Annotated in this window: 23 protein-coding genes; 21 read left to right on the top strand and 2 right to left on the bottom strand. The window is 36.5% G+C overall.

Annotated elements, in window-relative coordinates:
- Nucleotides 1-112: 112 nt before the first annotated feature.
- From L1275_RS04105 to L1275_RS04065, 9 genes are all read left to right on the top strand, one after another.
- A complete protein-coding gene (locus tag L1275_RS04105; protein WP_253470100.1) occupies nucleotides 113-1474 on the top strand; it encodes a rhodanese-related sulfurtransferase in 1362 nt (453 codons plus the stop codon).
- 3 nt (nucleotides 1475-1477) lie between these two features.
- Nucleotides 1478-2719, top strand: coding sequence for a peptidase U32 family protein (locus L1275_RS04100; RefSeq protein WP_253470098.1), 1242 nt, complete (start codon nucleotides 1478-1480; stop codon nucleotides 2717-2719).
- On the top strand, nucleotides 2719-2949 hold the full coding sequence (locus L1275_RS04095; RefSeq protein WP_253470096.1) for a ferredoxin: 231 nt from the start codon (nucleotides 2719-2721) through the stop codon (nucleotides 2947-2949). The genes L1275_RS04100 and L1275_RS04095 overlap by 1 nt, the downstream gene beginning before the upstream one ends.
- 122 nt (nucleotides 2950-3071) lie before the next feature.
- A complete protein-coding gene (locus L1275_RS04090) occupies nucleotides 3072-3425 on the top strand; it encodes an arsenate reductase family protein (RefSeq protein ID WP_253470095.1) in 354 nt (117 codons plus the stop codon).
- Between the two features lie 334 nt (nucleotides 3426-3759).
- A complete protein-coding gene (locus L1275_RS04085; RefSeq protein ID WP_253470409.1) occupies nucleotides 3760-4608 on the top strand; it encodes a YicC/YloC family endoribonuclease in 849 nt (282 codons plus the stop codon).
- A gap of 115 nt (nucleotides 4609-4723) precedes the next feature.
- Nucleotides 4724-5299 (top strand): guanylate kinase, encoded by a 576-nt coding sequence (gene gmk, locus L1275_RS04080; protein ID WP_253470093.1) that lies wholly within the window; start codon nucleotides 4724-4726, stop codon nucleotides 5297-5299.
- 6 nt (nucleotides 5300-5305) lie between these two features.
- Nucleotides 5306-5890, top strand: a complete 585-nt coding sequence (nadD, locus tag L1275_RS04075; protein WP_253470091.1) for a nicotinate (nicotinamide) nucleotide adenylyltransferase — start codon at nucleotides 5306-5308, stop codon at nucleotides 5888-5890.
- A gap of 612 nt (nucleotides 5891-6502) precedes the next feature.
- Nucleotides 6503-7498: an NAD(P)H-dependent glycerol-3-phosphate dehydrogenase gene (locus L1275_RS04070; RefSeq protein ID WP_253470090.1), complete on the top strand. Its 996-nt coding sequence runs from the start codon at nucleotides 6503-6505 to the stop codon at nucleotides 7496-7498.
- A gap of 199 nt (nucleotides 7499-7697) precedes the next feature.
- On the top strand, nucleotides 7698-8681 hold the full coding sequence (locus tag L1275_RS04065; protein WP_253470089.1) for a TerC family protein: 984 nt from the start codon (nucleotides 7698-7700) through the stop codon (nucleotides 8679-8681).
- Nucleotides 8682-8738: 57 nt separating this feature from the next.
- On the opposite strand, the gene L1275_RS04060 is transcribed toward L1275_RS04065, so the two are convergent.
- Nucleotides 8739-9146: a hypothetical protein gene (locus tag L1275_RS04060; protein WP_253470087.1), complete on the bottom strand. Its 408-nt coding sequence runs from the start codon at nucleotides 9144-9146 to the stop codon at nucleotides 8739-8741.
- A 361-nt stretch (nucleotides 9147-9507) separates the two neighbouring features.
- On the opposite strand from L1275_RS04060, the gene L1275_RS04055 reads away from it, so the two are divergent.
- The 12 genes from L1275_RS04055 (at nucleotide 9508) to atpG (ending at nucleotide 20651) form a co-directional block, all read left to right on the top strand.
- Complete coding sequence (locus L1275_RS04055) at nucleotides 9508-10977, top strand: DUF5687 family protein (RefSeq protein ID WP_253470086.1); 1470 nt, start codon at nucleotides 9508-9510, stop codon at nucleotides 10975-10977.
- Between the two features lie 22 nt (nucleotides 10978-10999).
- Nucleotides 11000-11695 carry an ABC transporter ATP-binding protein gene (locus L1275_RS04050; RefSeq protein WP_253470407.1) on the top strand — a complete coding sequence of 232 codons (696 nt, stop codon included), beginning with the start codon at nucleotides 11000-11002 and terminating at the stop codon, nucleotides 11693-11695.
- A 176-nt stretch (nucleotides 11696-11871) separates the two neighbouring features.
- The gene (locus L1275_RS04045) at nucleotides 11872-14490 is read left to right on the top strand and encodes a lipopolysaccharide assembly protein LapB (RefSeq protein WP_253470085.1); all 2619 of its coding nucleotides are present in this window, start codon (nucleotides 11872-11874) and stop codon (nucleotides 14488-14490) included.
- Nucleotides 14491-14496: 6 nt separating this feature from the next.
- On the top strand, nucleotides 14497-14886 hold the full coding sequence (locus L1275_RS04040; RefSeq protein WP_253470084.1) for a polymer-forming cytoskeletal protein: 390 nt from the start codon (nucleotides 14497-14499) through the stop codon (nucleotides 14884-14886).
- Nucleotides 14887-15111 (top strand): AtpZ/AtpI family protein, encoded by a 225-nt coding sequence (locus L1275_RS04035; protein WP_253470083.1) that lies wholly within the window; start codon nucleotides 14887-14889, stop codon nucleotides 15109-15111. It abuts the gene before it with no gap.
- 22 nt (nucleotides 15112-15133) lie between these two features.
- Nucleotides 15134-15535 carry a hypothetical protein gene (locus L1275_RS04030; RefSeq protein WP_253470081.1) on the top strand — a complete coding sequence of 134 codons (402 nt, stop codon included), beginning with the start codon at nucleotides 15134-15136 and terminating at the stop codon, nucleotides 15533-15535.
- A gap of 117 nt (nucleotides 15536-15652) precedes the next feature.
- Nucleotides 15653-16750 (top strand): F0F1 ATP synthase subunit A, encoded by a 1098-nt coding sequence (gene atpB, locus L1275_RS04025; RefSeq protein ID WP_371923418.1) that lies wholly within the window; start codon nucleotides 15653-15655, stop codon nucleotides 16748-16750.
- A gap of 40 nt (nucleotides 16751-16790) precedes the next feature.
- Entirely contained in the window at nucleotides 16791-16991 is a 201-nt protein-coding gene (gene atpE, locus L1275_RS04020) for an ATP synthase F0 subunit C (protein ID WP_133712667.1), read from the top strand.
- A gap of 84 nt (nucleotides 16992-17075) precedes the next feature.
- A complete protein-coding gene (locus tag L1275_RS04015; RefSeq protein ID WP_253470077.1) occupies nucleotides 17076-17567 on the top strand; it encodes a F0F1 ATP synthase subunit B in 492 nt (163 codons plus the stop codon).
- Between the two features lie 9 nt (nucleotides 17568-17576).
- Complete coding sequence (atpH, locus tag L1275_RS04010; RefSeq protein WP_253470075.1) at nucleotides 17577-18110, top strand: ATP synthase F1 subunit delta; 534 nt, start codon at nucleotides 17577-17579, stop codon at nucleotides 18108-18110.
- Between the two features lie 39 nt (nucleotides 18111-18149).
- Nucleotides 18150-19724, top strand: a complete 1575-nt coding sequence (gene atpA, locus L1275_RS04005; RefSeq protein ID WP_253470073.1) for a F0F1 ATP synthase subunit alpha — start codon at nucleotides 18150-18152, stop codon at nucleotides 19722-19724.
- Nucleotides 19725-19790: 66 nt separating this feature from the next.
- Nucleotides 19791-20651, top strand: coding sequence for an ATP synthase F1 subunit gamma (gene atpG, locus L1275_RS04000; RefSeq protein WP_253470071.1), 861 nt, complete (start codon nucleotides 19791-19793; stop codon nucleotides 20649-20651).
- Between the two features lie 135 nt (nucleotides 20652-20786).
- Here the strand turns inward: atpG and L1275_RS03995 are convergent, their stop codons facing one another.
- Nucleotides 20787-22181 (bottom strand): DUF5689 domain-containing protein, encoded by a 1395-nt coding sequence (locus L1275_RS03995; RefSeq protein WP_253470069.1) that lies wholly within the window; start codon nucleotides 22179-22181, stop codon nucleotides 20787-20789.
- Between the last annotated feature and the right edge of the window lie 5 nt (nucleotides 22182-22186).

The following is a 22186-nucleotide window of genomic DNA, read 5'->3' as shown; positions in this document are numbered from 1 at the left end:
AAATGATAATTATCATTTTATAGGATTTTTAAAAAAGGGTATCTTTGTCGCTTCATTCTTCCAATTAGAATGATTTTCATATTGTTTATTTACCAACTTAAAAGTTAATAGCATGCAACTGTATAACACTTTAAGCGCGGAGGAAAGGGCTTTGCTCATCGAGCAAGCTGGGCAAAATCGTTTGACCCTATCTTTCTATGCTTACGCAAAAATCGAAAACCCACAACAATTTAGAGACGAATTATTCTTAGCCTGGAGCCATTTAAACGCCTTGGGTAGAATCTACGTAGCCCAAGAGGGAATCAATGCACAAATGTCGGTTCCTGCCGAAGGATTTGAAGCACTGAGAGCAACCCTAGAGGCTTATGATTTTATGAAGGGAATCCGTTTAAATGTAGCTGTAGAGCAAGATGATATGTCGTTTTTAAAACTGACCGTTAAGGTTAGAAGTAAAATTGTCGCTGACGGACTCAAGGATAGTAGCTTTGATGCTACAGATATCGGTATACATTTAAAAGCCAAAGAATTTAATGAGATGTTGAGCGACCCCAATACGGTGGTTATAGACATGAGAAATCACTATGAAAGTGAGATCGGGCATTTTGAAGGAGCTATAACTCCCGATGTAGACACCTTTAGAGAATCACTGCCAATTATTGAAGCCCAACTTGCCGAACACAAAGAGGATAAAAATCTTTTGATGTATTGCACGGGTGGAATACGTTGTGAAAAGGCCAGTGCGTTCTTTAAACACAAAGGCTTTCAAAATGTATATCAGTTGGAGGGTGGTATCATAGAATACACCCGCCAGATAAAAGAGGAAGGTTTACAGAGTAAATTTATTGGAAAGAATTTTGTTTTTGATCACCGTTTAGGTGAGCGAATTACCGATGATATCATTGCAAATTGTCACCAATGTGGACAGCCTTGCGATACTCATGTCAATTGTGCCAACGAAGCTTGTCATTTATTGTTTATTCAATGTGATGATTGCGCAGAGAAAATGCACCATTGCTGTTCCGATGAATGTGTCGCTGTAATTCAACTGCCTGAAGACGAACAACGAGCAATGCGTCGTGGTGTTCAAAAGGGGAATCTGATCTTCAAAAAAGGGAAGTCAGACGCTTTAAAATTTAAAAATGAACGCAACGTTTTTGATGAGATTGTTCCTGTCAAAGTAAGTGCTGTTACAAAAATCAGAAAAAAACGTATTGAGAAAAAGAAATTGATAGGTAGGGTAGAACATTATTTTACCAAAGCGAGTGTCGGACAATTCTCGATCGAAAATGAAGCAATAACACTAGGTGATATTCTAGTTGTTGTGGGGCCAACTACGGGAGAGCAGCGATTGGATTTACAGCAGATGATGGTTAATGGAGTTGTAGTTCAACAAGCACAAGTTGGAGATAAAATGACTTTGAGTTTGGATTTTAGAGTGCGAAAATCAGATTTATTATATAAAATACAAGCATAAAAGATGACGGTTTCGGGAAAGGTGGAGTTGATGGCTCCTGCAGGTAATTTTGAATCTTTACAGGCGGCGTTAGACAACGGCGCGGATTCGGTTTATTTTGGTGTAGATCAATTGAACATGCGCGCGCGTTCAACGGTTAATTTTTCAGTAGATGATTTGCCGGAAATAGCAAGGCGTTGTGCTGAGAAAAAAGTCAGAACGTACCTGACTCTAAATACCATTATCTACGATCATGATTTATCGGTGGTTAAGACCTTGTTAAACAAGGCGAAAGAGGCGGGATTAACCGCTGTAATTGCTTCAGATCAAGCGGTGATTGCTTCGGCAAGAGCTATTGATTTTGAAGTTCATATCTCGACACAACAAAACGTTACCAATATAGAAACCGTAAAGTTTTACAGCCTTTTTGCGGACACCATAGTTTTGTCTCGAGAATTGAGTTTGCGTCAAGTAAAAAGTATAACTGCACAGATTGAAAAAGAAGGCATAAAAGGGCCGTCTGGCAATTTAGTGGAGATTGAAATTTTTGGACACGGTGCTTTGTGTATGGCGGTTTCTGGCAAGTGTTATCTGAGTTTACACGCTCATAATTCGTCGGCTAATCGAGGTGCTTGCAAGCAAAATTGTCGGAAGAAGTATACCGTGATTGATCAGGATTCGGGTTTTGAGATTGAAATCGATAACGAATACATGATGTCGCCAAAAGATTTGTGTACCTTAGATTTCTTGGATCAAGTGATTGATTCGGGTATTAAGGTATTAAAATTAGAGGGACGTGGACGCGCTCCGGAATATGTAGCTACCGTTGTAAAAACATACCGAGAAGCTATTGATGCACAGGCCGCAGGACTATTTACAGCTGAAAAAGTAGATCGATGGATGAGAGATCTAGAGACGGTATATAATCGCGGTTTCTGGAGTGGATATTATCTGGGGCAGCAGCTCGGTGAATGGAGTGATAACTCCGGATCTAGTGCTACTCAAAAAAAGGTGTATATCGGTAGAGCAACCCATTATTTTCAAAAAGCATCGATTGGAGAATTTAAGATCGAGGCTTACGATATTAAAAAAGGGGATCGTATATTGATTACTGGGCCTACAACGGGGGTGCAAGAATTGGCTATTGAAGAAATGTATGTCAACGAGCAGTTTGCAGTTAAAGCGCTGAGAGGTGATGACTGTACGATAAAGTTGCCGTTTAGAGTACGGATGTCTGATAAGCTGTATAAAATCGTAGAAAATTAATGATTGTCATTACTTTGCAACGCGACAAATGCATCGGTTGTAACTATTGTGTGGAGGTCGCACCAGGGCAGTTTCAAATGTCTAAAAAAGACGGGAAAACGGTTTTGTTAAAAGCGATAAATAGCAAGGGATTTCATACAGTAAAATCATTGGATTATACCATTTTAGAGAGTTGTGAGCAAGCAGAGAAGATTTGCCCGGTACACATCATTAAAGTCAAAAATATTTAATAATACTCAAGCCTTGTTGGTTGGAATAAAGACCGAATCGTTAAACCCATTTTTACTCGAGAATATCTGGTGTAAAGCCTTAGTGGGAGTTTAAAAGTCTTGAGAATATACTAGAAAAGATTATGAAAAAAATATACCATTTAAAAACCTGTGATACCTGTAGGAAAATTTTAAATCAGATTCCTGATTTAGATCAATTTGAATTGCAGGATATTAAATCTGACCCCATTACAGCATTGCAATTGGAGGAAATGAAAAACTTATCGGGTAGTTATGAGTCTCTTTTTAGTAGAAGAGCAAAACTATACAAAGAAAGAGGTTTAAAAGACAAAGGGCTTACAGAGCAGGATTATAAAAATCTAATCTTAGAGCATTATACCTTCTTGAGTCGACCGGTTGCCATCGTTGAAGGGCGCATTTTTATCGGGAATTCTTCAAAAACAGTTGAGGAGTTAATAGCTGGGCAAACGAGTTAAAAATCACTTGATTTAAGTTTTTAGCAGGGGCAGTTCTGCTGATAAACGAAGTGCTGCATTTCGAAGCGAAATTGTTGATGATTCACAGAGTAGAGACTTCTGCTGTGGTGGTAGAATGATTTTAAGTTTTTCTGAAAAAAAAGCTACACACGCACATAATAGATGAAAAACCGAATCTTAATTCGCTCGGTTTTGTATATTTAAAACCGCAAACAGTCTTGATTGTTGCGATAAAGCCTGAGAGCACAAATATTATAAATCACTGAAACTGAATTTAGCTAGATACTTTTTTAGTACCTTTGTAGCTATTATTATTTTGAATATGATACATTCCATGACTGGATTTGGGAAAGCAAGTATGCAATTGCCAACCAAAAAGATTACTGTAGAGGTGAAATCGTTGAACAGTAAAGGCTTAGACCTGAACGTACGACTTCCTTTAACGTATAGAGAGAAAGAGTTGCCTTTGAGAAATCAAATTGCACAAGAATTAGAGCGCGGAAAAGTTGATTTTTCTTTGTACGTAGAAGTTACGGCTGAGGAAACTTCCAACAAGATCAACGCTCCAATTGTGATGGCTTATATCAATCAAATGAAAGCTATTTTACCACAGGCCGATGAAACGGAATTGATGAAAATGGCTGTGAGAATGCCTGATTCATTAAAAGTAGAGCGTGTTGAGCTCGATGAAAATGAATGGGTTGAGATTCAAAAAGTAATCGTTCAAGCCTTGGCAAATATAAAATCTTTTAGAAATAGTGAGGGGAATACACTCGAAACGGATTTCAGATTGCGTATTGCTAATATTCGCAACAGTATGGAGTTGGCAGCAGCTTTAGATGGACAGCGAATTCAAACGGTTAAAGATCGTTTAAAAAACAATTTAGCAGAACTTCAAGTCAATGTTGATGAAAATCGATTTGAACAGGAATTGATCTATTATCTTGAAAAAATGGATATTACCGAAGAGCAAGTTCGCTTGACCAATCATTTGGATTATTTTATCGAAACCTTATCCGGTTCTGAGGCAAATGGGCGTAAGTTAGGCTTTATTGCTCAGGAAATGGGACGTGAAATCAACACGATGGGATCTAAATCCAATCATTCAGAAATGCAAAAATTAGTTGTTTTGATGAAAGATGAATTGGAAAAAATCAAAGAGCAAGTACTAAACGTTTTATAGCAAACGCACAGTAAGAGATTTTATGATAACACTGCTCATAACGCATTTGTTGCAAACAAATACTGATCGGGATTCGGTGATACATAAGATTTTAGTATAAAAATATAATTGACTTATGAAAAAAGGGAAACTGATCGTATTCTCAGCACCATCTGGATCGGGTAAAACCACTATTGTAAAATACTTACTTCAACAAGAAGACCTAAATTTAGCCTTTTCCATTTCGGCAACCTCGAGAGAACCACGTGGTACTGAAATAGACGGAACGGACTATTATTTTATCTCCTTACACGATTTCAAACAGCATATAAAAGCCGAAGATTTTTTGGAGTGGGAAGAGGTTTATCGCGATAATTTTTATGGAACTTTAAAAAGTGAAGTAGAACGTATTTGGAGTCTTGGTAAAAATGTAATTTTTGATATAGATGTAGCTGGAGGTTTGCGTATTAAAAGTAAATATCCCGAGGAAACCTTGGCGGTTTTTGTGAAACCACCGAGTATTGACGAATTGAAAATTCGATTAAAAAAACGCTCTACGGAAAGCGACGATAAAATTAATATGAGAATTGCCAAAGCTTCGGTTGAATTAGCGACGGCTCCTCAATTTGATACCATTATTAAAAACTATGACTTGGAAGTGGCGCAGAAAGAAGCTTACGAACTGGTCAAAGAATTTATAAATAAAAATTAATTTACCATGAAGATTGGATTGTATTTCGGTACTTTTAATCCCATTCATGTAGGGCATCTAATTATAGCCAATCACTTGGCGCAATACAGTGACCTAGATGAAATATGGATGGTAGTGACTCCTCATAATCCGCTCAAAAAAAAGAGCGGATTATTAGAAGACTATCACCGCCTTCAAATGGTTCATTTGGCTACTCAAAATTACCCGAGAATCCGCCCTTCGGATATCGAGTTTAACTTACCACAACCCAACTATACCATTACTACTTTAGCGCATCTTCAGGAGAAATTCCCCAAAGAGGAATTCGCCTTGATCATGGGAGAGGATAATTTAAAATCCTTAGCAAAATGGAAAAACTACGAAGTCATACTCGAGCGATATCCAATCTATGTTTACCCGAGAATTTCTAAGGAAGTTTCCGATTTGCCCTCGTCAACAGATATCTCTAAGATTAAACTCGTAGATGCGCCAATCATTGAAATTTCCTCTACAGCAATTAGACAGGGTATAAAAGACGGAAAAGATGTTCGTCCTTTGCTTGATCACGAAGTATGGAAATACATCAACCACAATCTGTTTTATAAAAAATAACAGAAACTTAGGTTTTTCAACTTTTTAGAAGCTTTAATTTCAGGGTTTTAAAATCCATAATCCAACACGATCCATCTTTGTCGAAGGTCGGATTTCCAAACGATATCATTTTATATCATAAGAGCAGAAAATACTTTTAGTTGACGACGGTGAAGTGTTTTAACAAAAGATTTTAGGGTTCGGAAAATTCTAACAGAGGTTCTAAAATAAAAAAGCGTTCGAATCGAGCGAACGCTTTTATTCCAAAATAAAAAAAATGGACTGACCGTCTAAAAAAACAGCGATAATTACATATTGATCAGGCCAATTATATAATGATAACGCGACAGTTTCTTAGTAGATTGTGGGTAGTCATATTAAGATAGTGTTAAAGTTTTTTAATTTATCCAAATTAGAGATAAGTTCAACTTATCCTATTTGCTTAGTTTTAATTGATGCTTTTGATTAATAATATTTATTATTAGTTCGATTGTGGTTAAAAATTTGTATATTTAATTGAAAATACACATAGAATTAGAACGATGTTTATTTAATTATTTTAATAGTTGTGAATACCTAATTGTTTGAAATTAGTTTTTTAACTACTTTTGGTGGTTGAATAATATGTGTTATATGAGGGAAAATCCAAAATTTGCAGTAATAGGAGGAGGAAGCTGGGCAACAGCCATTGCTAAAATGCTTTGTGAAAATCTGACTGAAATTGCTTGGTACATGCGAAGCGAAACCGCTTTAGAAGCACTAAAAATTAATAAACACAATCCAAACTATTTAAGTGCCGTTGAATTTGATACCGATCAACTTCGATTGACCAATGATATCAATGAAGCGGTGGCTTATGCCGATTATATAATTTTTGCAATTCCTTCGGCTTTTTTAAATTCGGAGCTTCAAAATTTAAAAGAAAGTTTGGAAGGGAAGGTGATTTTTTCTGCGATTAAAGGAATTATTCCAGAAACCAGTTTGATCGTTGGTGAGCATTTTCATCAAGTCTACGACATTCCCTATGAGAATATTGGGGTGCTTACGGGGCCTTGTCATGCAGAAGAAGTGGCTTTAGAGCGGCTATCGTATTTAACTATTGCCTGTTCTAATACGGCAAATGCTGAAGTACTTGCAGAGAGTATCAGCAGCCACTATATCAAAGTAAAGATATCTGATGATATCATAGGTACGGAATATGCAGCGATGCTTAAAAACATCTATGCCATCGCTTGCGGTATGGCACACGGCTTGGGCTATGGCGATAATTTTCAGGCTTTACTGATGAGTAATGCAATTCGCGAGATGAAAAAGTTTATTCAAAAGGTTCATAAAATGAAAAGGAACATCAATGATTCAGCCTATTTAGGTGATTTATTGGTGACGGGCTATTCGCTGTTTTCAAGAAACCGTATGTTTGGTAACATGATTGGTAAGGGTTATACCGTAAAATCGGCACAAATGGAGATGAATATGATTGCAGAGGGTTATTATGCCGCCAAAAGTGCTTTTGAGCTCAATAAGAGATACGGCGCTAAAACGCCGATTATCGATGCTGTTTATGATATTTTATACGAAGGAAAAGACCCTAAAAAAGTGTTTAAAAAGTTAACCGATAAATTGGATTAATTTTTTCAAATAAGAGCATTATTGGGAAAATAGACTCGTTTAAAAAAGCAAGGCATTGATATTCATTGTCTTGCTTTTTTTTTGGACGATGAGGTCTGTTTTTTAAATGCTTTTAAGATCTTGATATTTAGTGAATTATAGCGTTTCTCTAGGGGGAGATTATTAGAATTATTTTTGCCGTGTAAAAAAAAAATTAGTTATGGATCATCTGATTAATCATCCGGGAATTTTAGCCGTATTCGGTATTGCCGTATTTATTATGTTGTTGTTAGATTTGGGAATCTTCAACAAAAAAAGCCACGAGGTTTCTACCAAAGAAGCGCTGACTTGGTCGATTGTATGGATTTCATTGTCCATGGTATTTAGTGGAGTCATCTACTATTATATGGATTTTGAAAATTTCGCGCGATTCCAGTCTGCCTACTGGATTGAAAAAGCACTTTCTGTAGATAATTTGTTTGTGTTTATCTTGGTTTTCACCTTCTTTAAGGTGCCTAAACACTTACATCACCGCGTGTTATTCTGGGGAATCATTGGAGCTTTGGTCTTTAGAGCTATATTTATCTTTGCAGGAGTAGAGATGATCAATCATACCTACCTGCCAGATATGACTATTTTTGGTCAAACGGTTCGAATCAATGTGGTGTTGACCATTTTTGGTATCTTTTTATTGTATTCCGGAATTAAATCCTGGTTTAGTAAAGAGGAAAACGATGCGAATGCCGATTTGTCTAAAAATCCAGCTGTAAGACTCGTTCATAAATTTTTTAAAGTCAGTGAGAACTACGATGGAGATAAATTCTTTACCGTTCAAAACGGTGTAAAAATGGCAACGCCTTTATTTGTTGCTTTGGTAGTTATCGAATTTACGGATTTGCTTTTTGCAGTAGATAGTATTCCAGCGATTTTCGCTATTGCGCCAGATGACCCGTTTATCTTATATACTTCCAATATTTTTGCTATTTTAGGATTGAGATCACTTTATTTCCTGTTGGCGAATTTCATGGATAGTTTTAGCAAACTAAAATATGGATTGGCAATCATCTTAGCTTTTATTGGTGTCAAAATGATTATCTCTCCGTTTTATCATATGGAGTCGTGGATATCACTCACAGTAATAGGTAGTGTGCTAACCTTGTCTATTGTACTGTCGCTGTTGTTTCCTCCAAAGCACGAACAATAAATAAAGATGTTGTTAAATATAACGCCCCTAAATCCTTTTGGTTTTAGGGGCGTTTTTTTATTGAGATAAAATGCCTTGATGGCTATTATTGTCCAAATCGACTACGTTGTCAACGGTAATCGTATTTGCGGGGAAAATATAGTTTTTGTCAAATAGGGTGCCCTCTGAAAAGAAAGTGACCATAAAGCGATTGTCAAGTTGAAAAATATTCTCGTCTAATAGCTCTACTTTTATCGATGCACCTGCTTCTAACCTAGGAAAGGCATGTCTAAATAGGGTGCTTTTTCTCAACTCAGCATCAATCATTCCTTCTGCTTGAGAGATGATCATAATGGCTTCTAAAGGCAATTCGCTCTTATTGATTAGATAGGCATACCAAGCATGGCTGGCAAACTCCTCATTCCATTCATATACGGCAGCCATAAAAACATCTTTGACTACTGGAATAATAATATCTTTTTTCATGCAGATTGTGTTTTGTGTTTAAGGATGTATGATTTTGCTTGGTGTACATAGTTGGTGGCTTTCAATTCTATGTTAGTAGCTATCGCATAAATCCAATTCCATGTGATTTTTATGTTGCAAATATAATTATTAAAAAGGAGTTGATCTTGGCGTAGTTCATAAGTAATGGTTTTTTTTTAGGAAACACTTAAGCTGTATTTGTATGGAATTAAACATTAAAATAGGGGATTTTTAAATTCGCGATTTTCTCTAGAATTCCTTTGATTTGATAAGAATATTGAATTTGTTTCAAAAAAAACTTGAGTTAAAGTGTAACATCTAAGCTCGAAAGTATACTTATTATGTAAAACCGCATATTGCTATGTTAAAATATCTTGTTCCTTTAGAGTGGAAAGCTTTTTCAAGAGCTGCTTCTTTTAAGTTCAATCTTTTCGCAAAAATTTTATTTCTACTGGGAGCTTTATATTTACTGGGAGTTTTTATGGCATTTGGGGTTTTAAGTTATTTCCTTTTAGAGGAAAATGGTTTGCCTCCCTTTGAAACGATTAATAAATACCTGATTTATTATTTTGCGGCAGACTTATCATTGCGTTTCTTCTTTCAAAAACTACCTACGGCAAATATCCGACCTTTATTAATACTCAATATCAAGCGCAGTTGCTTGGTTAAATATTTCTTGGGCAAAACGATGGTTGCTGTTTTTAATACGGTACATCTATTCTTTTTTATTCCCTTATGTGGAATTTTGATCTATGAAGGAATGCCGGTATTGCAAGTGGTGTTTTGGGGAATGAGTTTGTTGTTGTGGATCTACTGTTTCAATTTTCTAAACTTACTGCTCAATAACCGTCCTGTTTTTTTCTATCTAACAGTGGGAATTATTGCTGTAGTCGGCGTTTTGCAGTATTTTGGAGCTTATGATCTGACTGTTTTTACAGCGGCGTTTTTTAAATCCTTCTATGATTATCCCTTTTTGGTGGTCGTGCCTCTAGGGCTTTTAGTCCTATTATATAAATGGGCTTTTGCATTTTATTCGAAAAATTTATATTTAGACGCTGGGCTTGCTACGATTCAAGAGGAGGTGGAATCGGAAGATTTTAGTTGGCTGGATCGTTTTGGTACGATAAGCACCTTTTTGAAAAATGACCTAAGAATGATCAAAAGGAATAAAAGACCGCGAACAACGATTGTGATGAGCTTGGTTTTTTTGCTTTTTGGACTTCTGTCTTTTGGTGATCTAGTGCCTATGTATAACAATGAAGTTATGCATGTTACTTTTGGTATAATAATCTCAGGGGGTTTTCTATTAAACTTCGGACAATTTGTTCCGAGTTGGGATTCTGCCTATTACCCTTTAATGATGTGTCAGAATATTAAATATAGAGATTATTTAATGGCGAAATGGTGGTTGATGGTTTTGGGTACTTTGGTCTTAATGATACTCAGTTCTTTTTATCTGTATTTCGGTTGGGAAGTATATGCCTTGATTCTAGCGACTGGTGTTTTTAATATTGGGGTGAATAGTTATTTGGTATTATGGGGAGGAGCTTATATAAAAACACCCGTTGATTTGGGAAAAAACAAAAATGTATTAGGAGAAAAACAAGCCTTTAATTTAAAGGCGTTGCTGATTTCACTGCCAAAGATTGTTATTCCAATTCTGATTTATATAACCTTTAAAACGTTTTGGAATTTAGAGGCTGCTCTTGTTGCACTGACAGTTGTCGGTGCAAGTGGTTTGATTTTTAGGAATAAGGTTTTCGATATCATAGAGCGACTCTATAAAAGTGAGAAGTACGAGGCATTAATGGGATATAAACAAAAAAATTAAATCGATAGAAATTAACGATATGATGATACAAGTACGAAATTTATCTAAAACATATAACGGTACCACGGTTTTGGACATCGACTCTTTGGATATTCAAAAAGGGGAGAGTTTCGGTTTAGTCGGAAATAATGGAGCGGGAAAAACCACTTTTTTTAGTTTGCTTCTCGACTTGATTACCCCAACTAGAGGCACTATTTTAAATGGCGGTTTTGAGGTCAATATTACGGAGCAATGGAAGCCTTTTACAGCGGCATTCATCGATGAGAGTTTTCTAATAGGGTATTTGACACCAGAAGAGTATTTTTATTTTATTGGAGAGCTAAGGGGGATGGATAAAAGTGCCGTTCAGAATTTTCTGGTAGAATATATGGACTTCTTTAATGGGGAAATTTTAAATGTCAAAAAGTACTTAAGAGATCTCTCAAAGGGAAATCAGAAGAAAGTGGGAATCGTTGCCGCGTTTATTGGAAATCCACAAGTAGTTATATTGGATGAACCCTTCGCTAACTTAGATCCAACAACCCAAATTCGATTAAAAAATATTATCAAGCAAAAATCAGAATCTAAAGAGACAACCATGTTGATTTCCAGTCATGATTTACAGCATACGGTCGAGGTTTCCACGCGTATAGTTGCGTTGGAAAAAGGCCGCATCGTTAAAGATGTTTTGCCTTCCGAAACGACATTACAAGAACTGGAAAGCTTTTTTTCAGTTTAATTATTACGGATCTACATTCAATTATTATTCATTCTTAGAATCCGCTGATCCTCTTTTGGATCAGCGGATTTCTTATTTTTGAGTAAAAACCATTTTTTTTGATAAAAGTGCCGTATTTTTACCCATTAGTCATACTAAAAAAGTGTTTTAAAAGTTAAGTACTTAAACTTCGAATATTGAAAACGAATATCTCTAAATATATTTTAGTCTTGGTGATCGGTGCTTTTATATGGGCCTGTTCCACTAAAAAAGATGCCCTTGTAAACAGGCAGTTTCAGTCGTTAAATACAAAATTCAATGTTTTGTATAACGGAAATCTCGCTTTTGACAAAGGACTTTTAAACCTAAGAGATCAATATCACGATAACTTTTGGGAAGTTTTACCCATAGAAAGAATGCAGCCAGAAGAGCGGGCATTGCTGGATGACAAACCCAAGGATCCCGATTTCCAATTAGCAGAAGATAAAGCGACTAAAGCCATTCAGAAACGATCGATGTATATCGGGGGGCGGGAGAAAAACCCACAAATGGATGAAGCTTACTTGTTATTGGGAAAATCCCGTTACTACGACAATCGTTTTATTCCAGCCTTGGAAGCGTTCAATTATATTCTTTATAAATACCCAGATAGCGACAAAATCAATGAAGCTAAGGTTTGGCGTGAAAAAACCAATTTGAGATTGATGTACGATGAATTGGCGATTCAGAACATCAAAAAAATGTTGAAAGATTCGCGTTTAGCTGGACAGAATAGAGCTGATGCTCTTGCTACAATGGCACAGGCTTACCTGAATATTGGGCATATGGACAGTGCGGTGACTCCGTTGGTGGATGCTAAGAAGTTGACCGAACGCATAGAAGAGAAAGCGCGTTTTAGTTTTATTCTCGGGCAACTTTATGGGCGACTGGATCAAAAGGACCTTGCTATGGCATCTTTTCAAGATATTATTGATATGAATCGACGTTCTCCGCGTCCTTATATGATTCAATCTCATGCCAATCAACTCTTATATGGAGATTTTAAAAAAGTGGATACCGCTGCTTTTTTGGATAAATACAAGGACTTGCTAAAAGACAGGGAAAACCGTCCGTATTTGGATTTGTTAAACCGACAAGTCGGACTGTTTTATTTGAAGCAGGAGAAAACACCTGTGGCAATTGATTATTTTAAAAAATCTCTAAAGGAGAGTAAGGGCGATGAATATCTAAAAGCATCGAACTATAAAAGTTTGGCGGAAATTTATTTCAACTCTGCAAAATATGAATGGGCGGGGCAATATTATGATAGTACGCTTGTTTTGTTGCCTCCTAAAACCAAGGAGTTTTTCCAGATTACAAAAAAGAGAGACAATCTTCACGATGTAGTCATGTATGAGCGCACTGCCAAAACCAGCGATAGTATTTTGCGTTTGGTCAATATGAGTTCTAGTGAAAAAGATGCTTATATCAATCAATTGATCGATAAGATGCGATTGGATGACAATCGAAAAGAACAGTTGGCTGCTAAGGGCAGTCAGGGCAGTGGGCAATCGACTTTTGCAGCGATCAATAACCCGCTGAATAATGCCGCTGGATCTCTAGGGGGGGCATCTGATGTATCGAATAAAGGCAACTCCAGTACTAGTTCGAAATCTGGATCATCTAATTTTTATTTCTATTCCCAAAATGCCGTGGCTTTTGGTAAACTGGAATTTAAAAAACGTTGGGGAAACCGTGATTTAAAAGAAAACTGGCGATGGAATGCCGCAACGGTTGGATCGACTGCAAGCTCAGAATCGAAAAACGATGAAAAAGGCGCTGATCAAGCGGGAGCTGAAGTTGCTGGTTCAGAAGAAAACCTAAGGTATTCGGTAGACTTCTACAAAGGTCAAATTCCTACTGATCCTGCGGAGTTAACCGCAATAAAAAAAGACAGGGATTTCGCGTATTTCCAATTGGGATCCATTTACAGTGATAAATTTGCTGAATTTGAATTGGCAGCGGAAAAACTAGAGGCTTTATTGTTATTTGAACCCGAAGAACGTTTAGTTTTGCCGGCGAAATACAATTTATACAAAATTTATTTAAGCATTAATCCGGCTAAAGCGGAGCAATGGAAGCAGAATATACTGTCGAAACATCCCGACTCGAGATATGCAGAATTGTTGTTGAATAAAAACATATCTGAAGAGGTTGAAGGTTCGCCAGAACAAGTGTATGGCAAGCTTTATAGCGAATACGGAAAAGGGAATTATGTCGAGGCCTTGGATCAAGTAAATAAATCTATAGTGCAATTTGTCGACAGTGATTATCTTCCGAAATATGAATTGCTTAAAGCGAATATTATCGGACGATTAGAGGGCGTTGAGGGGTATAAAAAGGCCTTAAATTATGTTGCTTTGACTTATGCGGGCAAACCGGAAGCAAAAGAGGCAGATCGAATCATCAATAGAGATTTACCGCGATTAAATGCTTTGACCTGGAGTGATGCTCCATCTAAAAGCTGGAAAATCATTTATAGAATACCGGTGGAGTCTTTGGATAAATCGGATTTGATGGCTAAGAAGTTACAGCGATATGCCTTGGATAGACATGACGGTAAAATCAAGTTCTCACAGGATTATTACACGGCTGATGAGGTGTTTTTTGTAATTCACGGATTCGATAGTGAGGCAAGTGCTAAGTCGGTGATTGCTTACCTTAAAAATGCGTCGGAATATAAAATAGAAAATGAAGCGACGACCATATCTACGGAGAATTATACCGTAATTCAAGTGAAGAAAAACTGGGAGTCTAAAGTTGAAAATGAAAAATAAATACTGATGTTTGATAAACCCAAGAAGAAAATATATACTGACTTATTAGGGAAAACGAATAGGATTGTAGAAGGAACTACGATAACGGGTTCGATCGAAACGATTGCAGATTTTCGATTAGACGGCATATTGTTGGGGAATTTTACTTCTCAAGGAAGATTGGTTTTGGGTCCTAGAGCGGAGATCAGAGGCGATGTCGTTTGTGAAAATGCGGATATTGAAGGAGTTGTCGAAGGAAAAATGAATGTTTCGAAGTTGTTGATTTTAAAGTCATCAGCAGTGGTTTCTGGAGAGGTTACCGTCGGACATTTATCCGTAGAACTTGGTGCAACTTTTACAGCCAGTTGTAAAATGACTGGTATCAAGCCCCTAGATGAAAAAGTGAAAGACAAATAAATGGAAGACCAGCAAAAGAAACCCGTAAACCAATACATCCGTTTTTCGGGTATGGCACTGCAAATGGGGGTGGTTATCGCAGCGGGAACCTATCTCGGAGTGTGGTTGGATGAAAAATACCCTAACGATTATTCTGGATTTACGGTAAGTTGCTCTCTTTTGTCCGTTTTTATATCCATGTATTTGGTTATTAAACAGGTGCAACAGTTAAACAAAAAAAATTAAAACTCACAAAACAACAATCATAATGAAACAACAATTACTGAATTTTATAAAATACTTACTGCTTTTTACTATCGTCGTAGGCGGTGCGCAATATCTTTTTATCGAGTTTATCTTAGAGCCACGAGAGTACTATTACAACACATTTGCGATTTATGGCTTTCTCTTTGCGGTAACTTTGTTGTTGTTTGGAGCTATTTTATACATCAATTCTGTTTTTTCTGAGTACACGGGTTATGCGTTTATGGCCAGTAGTTTCTTTAAAATGATTCTGTCTGTTTTGTTTCTTTTACCGATTATTCGAAGCGATGATCGATCGTATATAGCTGACGTAGTGGTATTTTTTATTCCCTATTTTTTATATTTATTTTTCGAAACCTTTTTTGTAGTTGATTTATTAAAAGACAAAAAAGAGGAAACCGTTTGATTTATAGTAAGATGCGTCTAGATTTTTTTTTCATCATTAACAGTAATTTATAAATTAAAAATTTTATCTTTGCATCAAATTTTACAGACCATAATTTTCAATTTTTAAGTAAAAATGATGACCGCAAAAAAATTCATGAAGTATTTATCTGCCCTATTGATGATCTTGATGCCTTTCGTTTCAATAGCTGCCGATGGAAGTCAAAGTCACGACAAAGAAACTGAAGAGTTTGATGCTACTGAATTAATTCAGCACCACATTGCCGACTCGCATGAATTCCATATTTTAGATTACAATGGTCATTCGTACTCTATGCCATTACCAGTTATTCTCTGGACAAACGATGGATTGGTTACTTTTATGTCTAGTGAGTTTGATCACAATGATGATGCAACAGTAGTAGTGGAGAAAAACGGACAACAGTTTGTTAGATATCACGGAAATATTTACTATGCCGATGCGTTTGCAACTCAAGTTGCTGGAGAGCATGTAGAGGCTCCTTCTATTACAGATTTCTCTAAAAGACCAATGAATTTCTCGATTACAAAACATGTGTTTTCTTTGATTTTCTCTGTGGTATTAATCCTTATCGTATTTAGCGCAGTAGCCCGTTCTTATAAGAAAAACAATGCAGCTCCAAAAGGTCTTGCAGGTTTCTTAGAGCCTTTGGTTATTTTTGTTAGAGACGAGATTGCTATACCAAATATTGGTGCAAAAAAATACGAAAAATTCATGCCTTATTTGTTAACCGTATTCTTTATTATATGGGTGAATAACTTATTTGGTTTAATTCCTTTCTTCCCTTTTAGTTCTAACCTTACTGGAAATATCGCCTTTACTTTTGTGATGGCTATGTTTACTTTCTTGATCACGATATTTAGTGGGAATAAAAATTATTGGGGACACATCTTTAATACTCCTGGAGTTCCACTTTGGTTGGCGCCAATCATGGTTCCTGTGGAAATTATGGGGATGTTCACCAAACCGGTTGCTTTGATGATTCGTTTATTTGCTAACATCACTGCTGGTCACATTATTATTTTGAGTTTAGTTTCTTTGATTTTTATATTCCAATCTGTATTTATTGCGCCGGTTTCTGGAGCATTTGTATTGTTCATGAGTGCATTGGAAATATTAGTCGCAGCCTTGCAAGCTTATGTGTTTACATTATTGTCGGCACTATTCATTGGTCAAGCAGTAGAAGACAAACATTAATCTGAGTTTTATTAAATATTAACTATATAAATTTTTAACTATGATTTTAGCTGGAATTGGTGCTGGTATTGCTGCTTTAGCGGCAGGAATAGGTATCGGAAAAATTGGTGGATCTGCAATGGATGCTATTGCTCGTCAACCTGAGGCAGCTTCAAAAATTCAAACTGCAATGATTATCTCTGCTGCACTTATCGAAGGTGTTGCATTGTTCGCAGTGGTTGTTGCATTAATTGCAAAATAATTTTTGAAAAAAAAATGCATCCTGAAACGGTTGGTTTTAGGATGCTATTTTTACATTAAAAAAACAAATTAAAGCTAATATACTATGAATTTTATAGCACCTGAGAGTTTAATTTTTTGGACAACAGCTATTTTTATTGTTTTCTTTTTCTTGCTAAAGAAATTTGCTTGGAAACCTATTTTAGGCGCCGTAAAAGGTAGAGAAGATTCGATTAACACGGCATTGGCTTCTGCTGAAGCAGCCCGTAATGAGATGCAAAATCTTAAAGCAGATAATGAACGCATCTTACAAGAAGCGCGTATCGAACGCGATGCGATGATTAAAGATGCTCGTGATATTAAAGAAACGATGCTTGCTGAAGCGAAAGAAGAGGCACAAAAGCAAGGAGATAAAATAATTGCTCAAGCTAAAGCTACAATCGAAAGTGAGAAAAATGCTGCGATGAGTGAATTGAAAAATCACGTATCTAGCCTTTCTATTGAAATCGCTGAGAAGTTATTGAAAGATCAATTATCTAACAAAGAAGCCCAAGTTAAATTGGTGGAGAAAATGTTAGACGAAGTAAAACTAAATTAATTCATCCTTATGATTGGAACTAGAGCTGCTGCAAGATATGCTAAAGCGATGCTGGAGATTTCCTTGGAAAAGGGAACTTTGGAAACGATAAATAAGGATATGATTCTTATTTCGGATTCGATTTCTCAAAGTGAAGATTTAAAGAGTTTTCTTTCAAATCCTATCATCAAAGGAAATGTAAAGTTAGATGCTTTATCCGAAATATTTGCAGCTACATCTGCACAAACGATTGAATTGTTTAAATTGCTAATGCACAACAAACGTTTTGATATCTTAGAGGCGATTGCTTCTAAATTTCAAGAGTTGTATGACCTGGAATTGGGAATACAAAAAGCAAAGGTAACTACGGCAATTGCAATGGACGAAGAAATGGAAACCAAAGTTTTAGCGAAAATCAAACAGATTTCCAATAAAAAGGTGACTATTGAAAATATTGTAGACCCAAGTATATTAGGAGGATTTATCCTTCGAATTGGTGACCAACAATTCAATGCTTCTTTGGCAAATAAATTGCAAGATTTAAAACGACAATTAACTAATTAAAATCACCGCACGTATTACGTGTATAAACCATAAATCAAAATGGCAGAAATTAAACCTGCTGAAATTTCAGCAATATTAAAAAAACAGTTATCTGGTTTTGAATCTGACGCTTCTTTAGAAGAGATAGGAACCGTTCTTGCAGTAGGAGATGGAGTAGCACGTGTATACGGCTTATCTCACGCTGAGTATGGAGAACTAGTTCAATTTGAAAATGGATTAGAAGCAATGGTACTTAATCTTGAAGAAGATAATGTTGGTGTTGTATTGTTAGGTCCTTCAACAGGAGTAAAAGAGGGTTCTATCGTTAAGAGAACACGCCGTATCGCTTCCCTTAAAGTAGGTGAGCAAATGGTAGGTCGTGTTGTTGATACTTTAGGTATTCCAATCGACGGTAAAGGTCCAATCGGTGGCGAATTGTATGAAATGCCATTGGAGCGTAAAGCACCAGGGGTTATCTACCGTCAACCAGTAACAGAACCTTTACAAACAGGTATTAAGTCTATCGATGCCATGATTCCAGTAGGACGTGGTCAACGTGAGTTGGTAATTGGTGACCGTCAAACAGGTAAAACAACTGTTTGTATCGATACTATTTTAAATCAAAAAGAATTTTATGATGCTGGGCAACCGGTATTCTGTATATATGTTGCAATAGGGCAAAAAGCTTCTACTGTAGCAGGTATTGCAAAAACATTGGAAGATAAAGGTGCTATGGCGTATACGATTATCGTTGCGGCTAATGCTTCTGATCCAGCTCCAATGCAAGTTTATGCTCCAATGGCAGGGGCTGCTATCGGGGAGTACTTCCGTGATACTGGTCGTCCAGCATTGATCATTTATGATGATTTGTCTAAACAAGCTGTTGCATACCGTGAGATGTCTTTGATCCTTCGTCGTCCACCAGGACGTGAGGCGTATCCTGGTGACGTTTTCTATCTTCACTCTAGATTATTAGAGCGTGCTGCTAAAGTTATCGCTGATGATACGATTGCAAAAGATATGAATGACTTACCAGATTCGATCAAACATTTGGTGAAAGGTGGTGGTTCATTAACAGCACTTCCAATTATCGAAACTCAAGCTGGTGACGTTTCTGCTTATATCCCAACTAACGTAATTTCGATTACTGATGGTCAGATATTCTTAGAATCCGATTTGTTTAACTCTGGTGTACGTCCAGCGATCAACGTAGGTATTTCGGTATCTCGTGTTGGTGGTAACGCTCAGATTAAATCCATGAAAAAAGTTTCTGGTACTTTAAAATTAGATCAAGCGCAATTCCGTGAATTAGAAGCTTTCGCTAAGTTTGGTTCTGATTTGGATTCGGCTACTTTAAACGTAATTGAAAAAGGTAGAAGAAACGTTGAAATCTTAAAACAAGCAGTAAACGATCCTTACAAAGTAGAAGACCAAGTAGCTATTATCTATGCTGGTTCTAAAAACTTATTGAGAAAAGTTCCTGTAAATAAAGTAAAAGAATTTGAGAAAGATTATCTAGAAATCTTGAACTTAAAACACAAAGAGGTTTTAAATGCTTTAAAAGCAGGTAAATTAACTGACGAAGTTACAGCAGCTCTAGAGCAAGTAGCTAAAGAAGTATCTTCTAAATATTAATAATTAGGTTGTAGAAAAGCAATTGATCTTCAATTGCTTTTCTCTAATTACTTACACTATTTAAAAATGGCAAATCTTAAAGAAATTCGTAATAGAATTACCTCCATTTCATCAACGATGCAGATCACTTCTGCGATGAAAATGGTTTCTGCAGCTAAATTAAAAAAGGCGCAAGATTCTATTACTGCGATGCGTCCCTATGCTGAAAAGCTTACGGAATTAATCCAGAATATTAGTGCAACTTTAGAGGGTGATCATTCAGGTGTTTTTTCTCAAACAAGAGAGGTAAACAAGGTTTTAATTGTTGCCATTACTTCTAACAGAGGATTATGTGGGGGTTTCAACGCCAACGTAATCAAACAAGTTAACCTTTTGAAAACTTCGGTTTATCAAGGTAAAACAGTAGACTTGTTGACTATTGGAAAAAAAGGTTATGATGCTTTGCATAAAAATATTCAAGTTATCGAAAACGATAGTGATCTATTTGATCATTTGTCTTTTGATGCTACTGCTGTTATAGCAGAACACTTGATGGACGTTTTTGCAAAAGAACAATATGATACCATTCAATTGGTGTACAATCAGTTTAAAAATGCGGCAACACAAATTGTGATTACCGAACAATTTTTACCGTTGTTGTTGCCAGAAGTATCTACTTCAAATACAACTTCAGATTATATCTACGAACCGTCAAAAGAAGAAATTCTTGAAAGTTTGATTCCAACTTCATTAAAAACACAATTGTTTAAATCGGTTTTGGATTCTTTCGCATCGGAACATGGAGCGCGTATGACTGCTATGCATAAAGCAACAGATAACGCACAAGAATTAAGAGATCAATTGAAATTGACTTATAACAAAGCACGTCAAGCATCGATTACCAATGAAATTTTGGAAATTGTTGGTGGAGCAGAAGCTTTGAAATAATTTCTATTTTCAGATATCCTATATAAAAAACCTTCAGCAATGAAGGTTTTTTTTTTTGGTGTAAACTTTGTCGTTAGTGCCGTTGTATTGAGTTTTTTAATAGGGTTTCCTTTTTTATTTATCAGTACGATAAGTTTACTTCTGTTCGAATACGATGTCATCAATTAATAGGTTGTAGTCGGAGTTTGAACCGATTTTTATACTGAAAAAATTCTCTTTTCCCGTTTGATTATACCTAACATCCCTTAAGTCCAAGGTGATTTTTACCCATTGACCTTTAGTGTCAATTGTTCCACTGTAATCCGCCTGTCCGTTTTCGGGTTTTGTGGTGCTTTTTAGCGCTTTTTTAATGGTTTTGTCACGAGATACAGTTCCGAGATTAAAGACTTCATAGTGATAGCCGTTTGCTTTGTATAGGTTGATCGATAAGGACTTTGCGCTAGAAGTACCTTTGAGGTGAAAACTCAACTTAGTAGTTCCGTCGGGAATTCGTTGCACGTTTTCTGCGGTAAATAGATAGTCATTCTTGCGGGTAATGCCGATGATGCTGAGCGCATTTGAATTTTCTAGGCCTGTTCCGATACTGTGGGAGGCATATTCGTGCAGTCCGTAAGAATTCAGTTGTGCTAGAAAAGTATCCCAGTCTTCAAAATCTGCACCTGGAAAAACTAAGTTTCCTTGTGTCTCTGCTACAGGTTCCGAGTTCTTTTCAATCGTAAATCGTGAATTATTTAATTGTATATCACTTTCCTGTCGCGGGATCAAATAGAAGGTAGTTCCTGTCTTCGATATAATTCCTTTGATTGTACCGCTGTTGGATGGAATGAGGTTTGTAGAGAAAACAGCCTGTCTATGGGTTCTTACCAAAAGTGTTTTACCCGTTGAATCTATGATTTGTCTGTCGGTATAGCTTGATGTATCTTCATTGTAGGGTTTTCCAATGCACTGATCGGTGAATTGTGCGACTGACAATTCAATCAACTGACCGATATAGCTATCGGATCTTAGAATTTCTTCTATGGAAGTGTGCGTTACAAAGTCTTCTTCTGTTGACGCTTGACAAGTGGCGATGAGGGTGTTTTTGACGGAGGCTTTAGGGATGCTTGCGAGATTTTCTTGTATTAGGCTACCAATTTGCAGTAAACCGTTGCGCTTTTGTAGGTAAAGGCCTTCTAGGTTTAGGTATACTTTTTTTCCAATGCCGTATTGGGTGTAATGTCCCAATCCTAAGGGTTCAGCTAATACTTTTATAGCTAGGGAATCGGTTTGCGTGACCAAATGTATAGCTTGATAAAATTGCTTTTCGTGATCGGTTGAGACGACATAGGCAGAAATAATATCTGGAAGTATATATCTGCTTGGTCGATCAGTAGCTAGTGCATTGATATGCGCAACGGTTTGGGTCTGTTGAATGTGTGGTTCTGTACAATCTATTTTTGGTATTGAAAAATCATCACTTTTAACACAGGCCGAAAGAGTATAAGTCAACAGAAAAACGTGATGAACTAAAATTTTTATAGTGAATTTCATAAGTT

Origin of the sequence: Flavobacterium sp. HSC-61S13, from assembly GCF_024171535.1 — a bacterium.
Classification (GTDB): Bacteria; Bacteroidota; Bacteroidia; order Flavobacteriales; family Flavobacteriaceae; genus Flavobacterium.
This window is presented reverse-complemented; position numbering and strand designations above follow the sequence as displayed.